Origin of the sequence: Oceanibaculum sp. (genome assembly GCF_022449305.1) — a bacterium.
Lineage (GTDB): Bacteria > Pseudomonadota > Alphaproteobacteria > Oceanibaculales > Oceanibaculaceae > Oceanibaculum > Oceanibaculum indicum.
In genome coordinates, this window is the sequence record NZ_JAKUSO010000086.1 from 1 (window position 1) to 10,576 (window position 10,576).

6 protein-coding genes are annotated in these 10,576 nt (G+C 62.8%); 2 read left to right on the plus strand and 4 right to left on the minus strand.

Annotated features, from left to right (window positions below; all coding sequences use genetic code 11):
• Positions 1-414 (minus strand): MFS transporter (locus MK313_RS16875; RefSeq protein ID WP_287783148.1); only part of this gene is annotated, 414 nt, incomplete at its 3' end.
• Positions 415-426: 12 nt separating this feature from the next.
• The gene (locus MK313_RS16880) at positions 427-696 is read right to left on the minus strand and encodes a metal-sensing transcriptional repressor (protein ID WP_008944193.1); all 270 of its coding nucleotides are present in this window, start codon (positions 694-696) and stop codon (positions 427-429) included.
• A gap of 417 nt (positions 697-1,113) precedes the next feature.
• Here MK313_RS16880 and MK313_RS16885 point away from each other — a divergent pair, with 417 nt between their 5' ends.
• Both MK313_RS16885 and MK313_RS16890 read left to right on the plus strand, forming a co-directional pair.
• The gene (locus MK313_RS16885; RefSeq protein ID WP_287783152.1) at positions 1,114-5,196 is read left to right on the plus strand and encodes an Eco57I restriction-modification methylase domain-containing protein; all 4,083 of its coding nucleotides are present in this window, start codon (positions 1,114-1,116) and stop codon (positions 5,194-5,196) included.
• Positions 5,197-5,806: 610 nt separating this feature from the next.
• Positions 5,807-6,046: a helix-turn-helix domain-containing protein gene (locus tag MK313_RS16890; protein ID WP_008944190.1), complete on the plus strand. Its 240-nt coding sequence runs from the start codon at positions 5,807-5,809 to the stop codon at positions 6,044-6,046.
• 221 nt (positions 6,047-6,267) lie between these two features.
• On the opposite strand, the gene MK313_RS16895 is transcribed toward MK313_RS16890, so the two are convergent.
• The gene (locus MK313_RS16895; RefSeq protein ID WP_287783155.1) at positions 6,268-6,891 is read right to left on the minus strand and encodes an FMN-binding negative transcriptional regulator; all 624 of its coding nucleotides are present in this window, start codon (positions 6,889-6,891) and stop codon (positions 6,268-6,270) included.
• Between the two features lie 127 nt (positions 6,892-7,018).
• Complete coding sequence (locus MK313_RS16900) at positions 7,019-10,180, minus strand: M10 family metallopeptidase C-terminal domain-containing protein (RefSeq protein WP_183077962.1); 3,162 nt, start codon at positions 10,178-10,180, stop codon at positions 7,019-7,021.
• Between the last annotated feature and the right edge of the window lie 396 nt (positions 10,181-10,576).

Here is a 10,576-nt window from a genome sequence, read left to right on the forward strand (position 1 = left end):
CGAGAGCGCCCTGGTATAGTCGCGCTCCCCGGGCAGGATGTCGGGAATGGTCGCCTGGAAGGCTGGCGTGAAGGCGGCGGAGAAGGACTGGAACAGGAAAACCAGCGCATAGATCTGCCAGATTTCGGTGACAAAGGGCAGCAGCAGGACCAGCGCCGCCCGGCACAGATCGAGCAAGACCAGAAGCCGCCGCCGGGGCCAGCGGCCGGCAAGCGCGCCCGCCACCGGTGCGACGCCGACATAGGCGACCATCTTCAGGGCCAGCGCGGTGCCGAGCACCGCCCCGGCATCGGCGCCGGCAAGGTCATAGGCCAGCAGGCCGAGCGCCACCGTGGTGAGGCCGCTGCCGAGCAGGGAGAGTATCTGCGCGGCGAACAGGTGCCGGTAGATACGGTTCGCCAGAATGTCGAGCATGTCGCGCCGCCTTCAGAGGTAGCGGGTGATTTCCTTGAATTCGGCAAGATGGTCCTGCCCGTCGCCGGCCACCGCACTGTCCAGGCAATGGTCGATATGATCGCGTATAAGGACGCGCTTGGCTTCGCTGATCGCCCGCTCGACCGCATGAAGCTGCTGGGCGAGGACGACGCAGGGCCGCCCCTCATCCATCATGGCGATCACACTGCGCAGATGGCCTTCCGCGCGGCGCAGCCGTTTCAGTATGTCGTCATGATGATGGTGGGGCGCGTGATCCGTCATTATCGGAACATATCCCCCCAGGGGGGATTGAAGCAATGACGTTTTGCCGATAGTGTTCTGGCGTCTGGCCGCTTGGCGGACAACCGGAAATCGAAGGGTTCCCATGTCTTTTCGGCACGTGCTGGCTGCCCTGCTGGTTATGCTGATTGCGCTTGGGCCGGTGGCGCATGGCCATGCGGTTCCCGCCGACGCCTTCACGGCGGGACATGGGCGCTGGTTTCCGCCTGGCAGCGGGAAATCCTGGCGGCGCTGTCCGCGACCCTGCGAGCCGGCGTCGGCCAGAACGCGCCAGCGCATATGATGCCGCCTGATTGTCGGACGGCGCTTTTGTGCGCTACCTTGTATTCTCAAGAAGATAAGCTCGACTGACCAAGCCAGTTGGCATCGGGCAGGCGCATCGCAGGGACAGACAATCGGATGATCGATCATGTTTTTCAGGGAAGCCTGTTCACCAGCGACTTCCTGACCCAGTCGATTGTCCGCAACGCGGAATGGCACAGCGTCAGCGACGAAAAGATTGATCGCCTGGCAGCGGACCTGGCTGACCTCTTCAAAGCCTTTCCCACCGGGCAAACACCCAACGAGAGCCGAACCGAAGACGATTTGATCTGGCCGATCCTCCAGCGGCTCGGCTGGGATCAGGCGATGCGCCAGCAGAACCTGACGGTCAAGGGCCGGGACGATGTGCCGGACGGGCTGCTGTTCGCCGATGCCGGGGCGAAGGCGGAGGCCGACCGTTCCCTTGAGGAATGGAAACGCTACGGCTTCGGCCTTGCCATCGTCGAATCGAAACGCTGGCATCGGCCGCTCGACCGGCAATCTGGCCGGCAAGGCGAAAAGCTGGCGCCGTCCACCCAGATGCTGCGCTATCTCAGGCGCGTGGACGACCTGACCGAGGGCAGGTTGCGCTGGGGCATCCTCACCAACGGTGGCCGGTGGCGGCTGTATTTCTCCGGTGCACGTTCCGTCTCCGAGCAGTTCTTCGAGATCGATCTCGCTGCCGTCCTTGGCATCGCCGGCCATGACCAGGGGCTGTTCGCCCTTGATGACGGCGAAAGACGCCATGCATTGCGGCTGTTTGCCCTGATGTTCCGCCGGGAGGCATTCCTGCCTTCCGGGCCGGACATCAGGAGCTTCCACCTTCGGGCCATCGATGAAGGCAAATTCTATGAGGAGCGCGTCGCCGCCGATCTGTCGAACCTCGTCTTCGATACGGTCTATCCCCTGCTCGCGCGCGCCATCGCGGACGGTGCCCCTGACGCCGATCTGGAGGATGTACGCCAGGCGGCGCTGATCCTGCTCTATCGGCTGCTCTTCGTGCTCTATGCCGAGGATCGTGACCTGCTTCCGGTCAATGACGAGCGGTATGACGATTACGGCCTGCGCAAGCGCGTCCGGTTGGATATCGGTGACCGCAAGGACAGGGGCGATACCTTCTCGGCGTCGGCTGCGCGCTACTGGGCGGTGCTGGACGATCTGTGCCGCGCCATCGACGAATGCGCCACCTCGATTGGGCTGCCGCCCTATAATGGCGGCCTGTTCGACCGCGTGCGCACGCCGCTGCTGGGCCAGGTACGGCTGTCCGACTCGGTGATGGCCGAGGTGATCGACAGGCTGTCCTTCGAGCGGACGGACGGGTCCCGCAAATACATCAATTATCGCGACCTCAGCGTGCAACAGCTGGGCTCGATCTACGAACGGCTGCTGGAACACGAGGTGGTGCGCGACGGCCCCATCGTCGATATCCGCCCCAACATCTTCGCGCGCAAGGGGTCCGGCAGCTATTACACGCCGGACGATCTGGTCAACCTGATCATCCGCGAGACACTGGAACCGCTGATCCGGGCGCGGCTGGATGCCTTCCGGCAAAAAGCGGAGGAACTGGCCGCCACCGACATGGATGAAGGCCGCAAGCTGGGCATCCTGCGACGGCTCGATCCGGCCGAAAGGCTGCTCGACCTGAAAATCTGCGACCCGGCGATGGGCTCCGGCCATTTCCTGGTCAGCCTGGTGGACTACATGGCCGACCAGGTGATCGCCGCCATGGCGGAAGCCGGAGCCATGGTCGACTGGTGGGAATATATCTCGCCACTGGCCGACCGGATTGAAGGCATTCGCGCCACCATCATCGGCAATGCCGAGGACCGCAACTGGACGGTCGATCCCGAACAGCTGGACGACCGGCACATCATCCGCCGCATGGTGCTGAAACGCTGTGTCTATGGCGTGGACAAGAACCCGATGGCGGTCGAACTGGCGAAGGTGGCGCTATGGCTGCACAGCTTCACGGTCGGCGCGCCGCTGTCCTTCCTCGACCATCATCTGCGCTGCGGTGACAGCCTGTTCGGTTCCTGGGTAAAGACCGGCATCGCCAAGGCAACGGCCTATGGCAGCCCACTGCTGCTGCACAAGCCGGTGAAGATTGCTCTGGGATCGGCGGCCTCCATGCAGACCATCGAAGGGTTGCCGGACGCGGAAATCGCCGAGGCGCACCGCTCGCAGGAAATCTTCGACGGCGTCCGGATCATGACGGCACCGCTGGATGCCTTCCTGTCCCTCCTCCACGCCTTTGAATGGCTGGACCTGAAGGGCAAGGATAACATGAAGGCGCTGCAGGGCTTCTTCGACGGGTCCTATGGCGACCCGTTCGAGATCGCCCAGGGCACGCGCGAGCCGCTGGCGCGCGGAGAGCACGGCCGCCGTCTTGCCGATATCCTGGCCGAGGCGCGCACGCTGATGGCGGAGGAACGCTTCCTGAACTGGCAGGTCGCCTTCCCCGGCGTCTGGACCGACTGGGAGGCCGAGGGCCTCGTCGGCGGGTTCGACGCGATCATCGGCAACCCGCCCTGGGACCGCATGAAACTGCAGCAGGTGGAATGGTTCGCCGCCCGCCGCCGCGAGATCGCCATGGCGCAGCGCGCCGCCGACCGCCACCGGATGATCGCGGCGCTGGAACGCGACGGCGACCCGCTGGCCGCCGATTTCGCCAAGGCCAACAGCCGCGCCGAGGCGGCTGCCCGCATGGCCCGCAAGGGTGGAGACTACCCGCTGCTATCCGGCGGGGACATCAACATCTATTCGCTGTTCGTCGAACGATCGATGGCCCTGGTGAAGCCCGATGGCATGGTTGGCCTGCTGACACCGTCGGGCATCGCCTCCGACAAGACCGCCGCCGACTTCTTCAAAGGAATATCGACCCAGGGCCGGTTGAAGGCGCTGTATGATTTCGAGAACCGGCGCACACGCCACGACGCCCCGCCCTTTTTTCCTGACGTGGATAGTCGGTTCAAGTTCTGTGTTTTCGTCGCCAGCCCGTCCCCGACCTCCGATGCGGCTATGTGCGGCTTCTTTCTGCAAAGCGTTAGCGAGCTTGCCGACCCTGAGCGCCGTTTCCCCCTGACGGCGGAGGATTTCGCGCGCGTGAATCCCAACACCGGTACAGCACCAATCTTCCGCACGCGCCGCGACGCCGAACTGACCACCGCCATCTATGCCCGCCTGCCGGTGCTGACACGCCACACCGGCGGCGCGCCGGAAAAGGCGTGGCCGGTGAAGTACGCGACGATGTTCCATATGACGAACGATTCCGGTCTCTTCCGGACCCGCGAAGAGCTGGAGGAGCGCGAAGGTGCCTATCCGATTGGCGACAATCACTTCGATAGTCCCGCAGGACAATGGCTACCGCTCTATGAAGGCAAGATGGTGCAGGCTTTTGACCATCGCGCCGCCAGCATCGTCGTAAATCTGGAAAATCAGCATCGGCCCGCACAGCCGGAGCCAGCAACGATCGAGCAGCATACTGATCCATCCTGGCTGCCAAATCCGCAGTTTTGGGTTCTCGCAGAGAAATGCCTCTGGAATAGAGACATTGGGTGGACCCTTGGATTCAAAGAGATTACAGCACCGACCAACGTTCGCACCTTCATTGCTGCCTTACTGCCTGAAGTCGGGTTTGGGAATAAAATCCCACTCTTGTTACGCGAAGGTGATTTCAAAAAAGAGTGGCTTCTTGCCGCAAATTTTAACGCTATTCCATTCGACTATGTGACCCGACAGAAAATCCAAGGGCAGACTTTAAATCTGTTCATCCTCGAACAGTTGCCGGTGGTGCCGCCGGAGCGGTTCGATACGGTGCGCTTCGGTCCGAAAAGCGCCGGGGAGATCGTCCGGGACGCCGTGCTGGAGCTGACCTACACCGCGCATGACATGGCGCCCTTCGCCCGTGACATGGGCCATGTCGAGCCGGATGGATCTGTCAAGCCGCCTTTCGTCTGGGACGAGGAGCGGCGCCTGAAGCTGCGCGCCAAGCTGGATGCCCTGTTCTTTCATCTATATGGCGTCACCGATCGGGACGATGTGCGCTATATCTATTCTACCTTCCCCATCGTCGAACGGCAGGAGACACAGGCCTATGGTGGGCGCTACCGCTCGCGCGACCTTTGCCTCGCCTATATGAACGCCCTCGCCGCCGGCGACCCGGACGCGGAGATCGATCTTTAGCGGCCGGATATCTGACGGCTCTATCGGTTCCAAACCGGCACCCCTCCCCGCTTCTCAGCCTATTGCGTCAATGCCGACATCCAGCTCCTCCGACGTAGAGACAACCCGCGCGCACAGCAACCAGGGCAGGCAATGAACATGCGCCGTCATGCTTCGCTCCTCTACCTCGACAAACCCGCGCCCTGCGAGGATGCGATACGCCAGGGTGACCGCCAGTTGCACACCCAGTTCCGTGACAATATCGGCCTTCAGGCCAGCAAGAATCGCGTCGAAATTGTGTGCTCCCGGGGATGCAACCGGAACGACAGACACACGGTTCATCAGCGCTGGGGGAATACCCGCCAAGGCTGTTGGCGGTCAGAATCCAGTTCACCTGGCTGACGTCACGGGCAACACACAAACACTCATCGAACCAGTTACGGCTCGTCTCCGGCTCGAGAAGCGACAGCAGGGTATCCACCACGCCGCCGTTTCGTCGGCTGCTGCTGCCTTCTCGACTTCATCGACGATCAGAAGCGGGTTGGCCGCCCGCACGGAGGAAAAACTGGAGCTGGGTCATTTTGTGTCTCCCATTGGCAATGCGATCATGTCAATATAAAAATACAACATTATGAAAATATCCGGATATCAGTGCAGGGCCGCGCGCGCCCTGCTTGGGATTAACCAGCTCGAGCTGGCCGCCATGGCAGGAGTGGCAAAACAAACACTCGCGGATTTTGAGAGGGGTGCGCGCACCCCTTATGCCCGTACACTTGATGACGTCGTGAATGCCCTTGAAAAGGCCGGTATCCAGTTCCTGCCGGCCGGGGACGACCATGGAGAGGGCGTGCGTTTCCGGGACCCTGGTTGAGTCAGGGCACTTCTCACCGGAAATGGCGTGGTTTGATGTGCGGGCGAGGACGCCCGGCGAAGAATGCGCGAACGTCACCGCCGTGACCACATAGCTGTTGCACAGGCTTTTCAGAGCCTGTAAATTTCTTATTATCGGTCAAGGTCTTACAGGAAAATGGCTGGAAATCCAGGTCCCCCAGCCAACCTTCCCTGAACATCAGACGATATCGGCTACGCGGCTCAGGACGGGATGAGCGGCGCGATGGCGCGGTCGGACTCCCGGTCGCTTGACGCCAGCCCGGCGGCCACGCCGGCGCGGTCGGCCGCGTTGCGGTTCTGGCTCATCTTGCGCTTGCCCTCGATCCGGGTTACCGGCATGCGCAGGCCGACGATCCCGCGCAGCTGCGCCTGCACGAATTCCGGCGGCGCGTCGGACACTGCCCAGGGACCGGCGCGCTCGCCCTCATGCAGGTCGGTCAGCCGGGTGACGAGGTCCAGCAGCCGGTCCGCATCCTCGAAGAACTCGACCGGACCATGCACGTGGACGGCGACATAGTTCCAGGTCGGCACTACCTTCCCGGTTTCCCGCTTGGTGGCATACCAGGCCGGCGTGATATAGGCGTCCGGCCCCATGAAGACCGCCACCGCCTCGCCCACCGGCGGGATGCGCCATTGCGGATTGGCCTTCGCCAGATGGCCGTAGATCACCCCATGCTCCCCCTCGCTCCCGTCGAAGAACAGCGGCAGCGGCGTGACCATCGGCCCGTCCGCCGTGGCGGTGACGAAATTGGCCAGCCGGGCGGCGCGGATGGTCGCAAGGAGGCTGTCCTTGTCCTCGTCGCGAAAAGCAGGGGGTGTGTACATGGCAAGGCTCCTTGGCCCCACAGTCTTTCAGTGGGGCGCAAGGATGCCAGCAATCCGGCCGGACGGAAATCTCTGGTTTGTCGCCATGACAAAGCGCTGTCTTGGCTGCCCATTCCGGCCTGCAGGGTCAGGCGTAGAAGCTCTGGTCGATATCGGCGGCGGTGAGCTGGGATATGCCGATGAAGGTAAGGGTTGCCCCCGCCACCTCGATCACCACGCCCGCTTCGGTCACACTTTGCAGCGCAAGGGCCGCTTCCAGTGCGGCCACCGACACATTCTCCATGGCGAAGCGGTCGGTGCCCTGCGCGAAGTCGGTGATCGTGGTGGTCAGGACCGCCCCGGCGAAATTCGCATCGAAGCCGCGCAGCACGAACAGGTCGGCCCCCTCGCCGCCGGTCAGCGTGTCGTCGCCGAAGCCGGAATAGAGGATATCGTCGCCGGCCCCGCCGTTCAGGCTGTCATGGCCCTTGCCGCCGCGCAGGATGTCGTTGCCCTCGCCGCCCTCAATGCTGTCGCCATTCATGCCGCCGAACACGGAATCTTCGCCCTCCCCACCCAGCAGCGTGTCGCTGCCGGTGGCCGAGCCGATGGTGTCGTTGCCGTCCCCGCCATTCAGGTGATCATTGCCCTCGCCCAGCACGATGTTCTGGCTGCCGGCATCGCCCAGCACGATATTGGAGCCCGCCCCGCCGCTGACCACGACATCGCCGGAGATGATGGCGATATCGACATTGTTCAGCTGGATCGGCGTTCCCGCCGGCAGGTTGCGCGCATCCAGCACGATGGCGCTGGCCTGGCCGCTGTCCGGCGACCCCTCGATGACGATGGGGCCGGTATCGCCCGTACCGGACGGCGTCAGGGTGATGACGCGGATCACACCGTTGGCCGGCGCATCGGGATTGACCGTCGAGAGCACCGGCAGTGTGACGCCCTGCGGCAGCACGATGCCGGACGGCACCTCCGCCAGCAGGCCACCGCCCAATGCCGAGTTGGCGACGGTCGCACTCGGCCCGGTCACGGTGATGGATACCGTCGAGGGCAGGGTACCGGACAGCACCGGGTTGTTCGCCGTACCGATCAGCGGCACACCCTGCGTCGTCTGCTGGCCGCCATTCGGTGTGATGGTCACGGTCTCGATCTGCCGTCCGCTGGCATCGGTGCTGTAGCGGGTGGCGACATCCACCCCGCCCACACTGGTATCGGTCGAAGGCGGCAACGACGGGCCAGGACCCGGGTCCGGCGTCGGCGGTACCGTCAGATCCACGGTGAAGCTGTCGGCATTTGCGTTGCCGGCAACGCCATCGCCGTGATTGTCGGTAACTTCCCCTTCCACCAGGCCGATGGTGTAGGTACCTTCCAGCGCCGCCTCCCAGCCATTGCCGCCGGGCACTTCCACCGTATAGGTCGCGGTGTTGGTGTCGCCGTTCCAGACCGCCCCGGTCACCGTCAGGGTGCTGGTGTCGGGCGCCGTGACGGTGACATCGTTCGTGTCGATGGAGGTGTCATCGATGGTGCCGTCGGCATCGCTGTAGGTTACGGTGAAGCTGTAGCTGGTCTGACCCGCCGCCGTATGGGCGACATTCGCCGCCGATGCCGTGGCAGTCGGCCCGACATTGGCGGTGAAGCTGTACAGCGTTTCGCTGGTATTCTCCGCCAGCGGATTGCCGGCCAGGTCGCGCACCGCCGATTCGTCCCACATGATCGCGATCTCCGCGCCATAGGGCAGCGGCGTCAGCCCGTCCGGATCGATGTCTATGGTAAGGCGATAGGTGCCCCAGCCAGTAACGGCGGCGGAGTTCGCGGCAATCGTCTTGACCACCGACGGGTTGGTGACGTTGTAGATGATGAATTCGCCGGTACCCGCCGACACCTCTTCGTTGAAGATCAGGGTCGGGGTCGCGTCGCGCGCGACGCCGACAGCATTGTCCGCCGGACCGGTGCCGCTCAGAAATTCCGGGGCCACGGTATCGGCGATGAAGGAAATCGTGTTGCCGGACAGGCTCAGATTGTCGAACACGGTGCTGTTCGCCAGCACGATCTGCAGGTCGGAGCCCGCCGTCGCGTCCAGCCCGACATACAGCACGTTATAGACGCCGTTCCAAGCGAAGGAGACCTCGCCCTGCGCCAATGTGGCACCATCATTGCCACGCACGATCCCGCCGACAACGGCATCACGCAGCACGATGGTATCGTCGGCCGTGAAATCGCTGACCGTATTGCTGCTCGCCGCGCCATCGGTGAAATCGAAGGTGTCCTGGCCCGCGCTGCCGACCAGCGTATCGGTGCCGGCCCCGCCCCGCAGCGTGTCATTGCCGCCATTGCCGCGCAGCAGGTTGTTGGCCTCATTGCCGACAATCAGGTCGTTGCCGCTGCCGCCATAGGCGGCCTCGATCAGATAGGCAGTGTTGCCTTCATGCAGATAGGGGATGGCGATGTTGCCCAGCGGCGTGACATTGATATCGCCGGTATCGAGCACCGCGTACTGGCCACCCAGATCGATCCACTGGCCGGGCCGCAGATCGACCGAGAGGTCGGTCCCATAGCCGGCGAAATTCAAGGTATCGTAGCCGCCGCCATCCCAGCGCGCCTGGAAGATGATCGCTGCCCCCGGGTCGTAGGTGTAGGTGGTATCGCCCAGATTGGCGGTCAGCGCGTTGGTGTTGACGCCGTAGAGATACTGGATTGCCGCAATGTCGTTCAGCATCGGGGCGGTCGGGTAGCTGCCGTCGGCAATCGAATAGCTACTCACCGACCCGCCGGTGAAGCTGACATAGCTCATCACCGACAGTTCGACGGACATCCCGGTGTCGGCGGGGAAGCTCCCCTCAACCTCGTGCGGATGCTTCAGCCCCAGCGCATGGCCCAGCTCATGCATCGCGATGAAATGGGAATAGCTACCAGGGCTCGACAGATCCCCGCCATTGATGCCGCTGCCCAGCTGGATATCACCGCCCTCGACCGTCCCGTCCGGAAATGTGACGACACGGGCCGTCAGATTATCCGGCGAGCGATACCAATAGACCGAGATATCGGCAGTGGCCGCGTCGGCGGCAGCCACCTCCGTGAAGGTGAGGCCGGAAACCCTGGCCCAGGCCTGGAGCACGGCCTCGAAGGCGGTCTGCTCCGCGCCGCTCAGCGCCGTGAAATAGGCGCCGTCAATCGAATAGCCGACATTGGCCGCAGCGTCGGGAAAGGCATAGGTGAGTGTCGTGCCGTCCCATTTCTGGCCATGCAGCAGGGAATCGATATAGGAGGTGCCGGATGCGGTAACGGCGGTGGTGGTCGTCACGTGCGGTTCCTTCGAAAACAATAAGACCGGCCGTGCCCCCTACAGGACAGCAGGCCACTGTTTGCCGCCGTGATTTCCCACCTTGTTGCTGGCAGGCCCGAAAGAGCCGCCATCGCCGATCAAAGAGTCGGAGATTTTTTATAGTGAAACTCTGATTTTAACAGCCTGTCCACTGAAAAATAGAATGCCGATCATGTCAAAACAAAGACTAGCTATGAGAACCCCAGATTCAATTTTGATTTACTTTTTAAGAAGTCTCAAAAACACACCCTATTACCAGTAATGCATACATATTTATGGCTTGCGCAAGAAATTAGAATGTTCTGCACTTCGGTGACATAGCGCCGCCACCGGATTATCCGGGGGACAGCGTTTCGATAAAAAGTCAGGCAGACC

What these genes read in the sequence shown, in the direction of transcription:
- MK313_RS16880 (WP_008944193.1), bottom strand. Translation starts at nt 696, where the DNA reads ATGACGGATCACGCGCCCCACCATCATCATGACGACATACTGAAACGG.
- MK313_RS16885 (WP_287783152.1), top strand. Translation starts at nt 1,114, where the DNA reads ATGATCGATCATGTTTTTCAGGGAAGCCTGTTCACCAGCGACTTCCTG.
- MK313_RS16890 (WP_008944190.1), top strand. Translation starts at nt 5,807, where the DNA reads ATGAAAATATCCGGATATCAGTGCAGGGCCGCGCGCGCCCTGCTTGGG.
- MK313_RS16895 (WP_287783155.1), bottom strand. Translation starts at nt 6,891, where the DNA reads ATGTACACACCCCCTGCTTTTCGCGACGAGGACAAGGACAGCCTCCTT.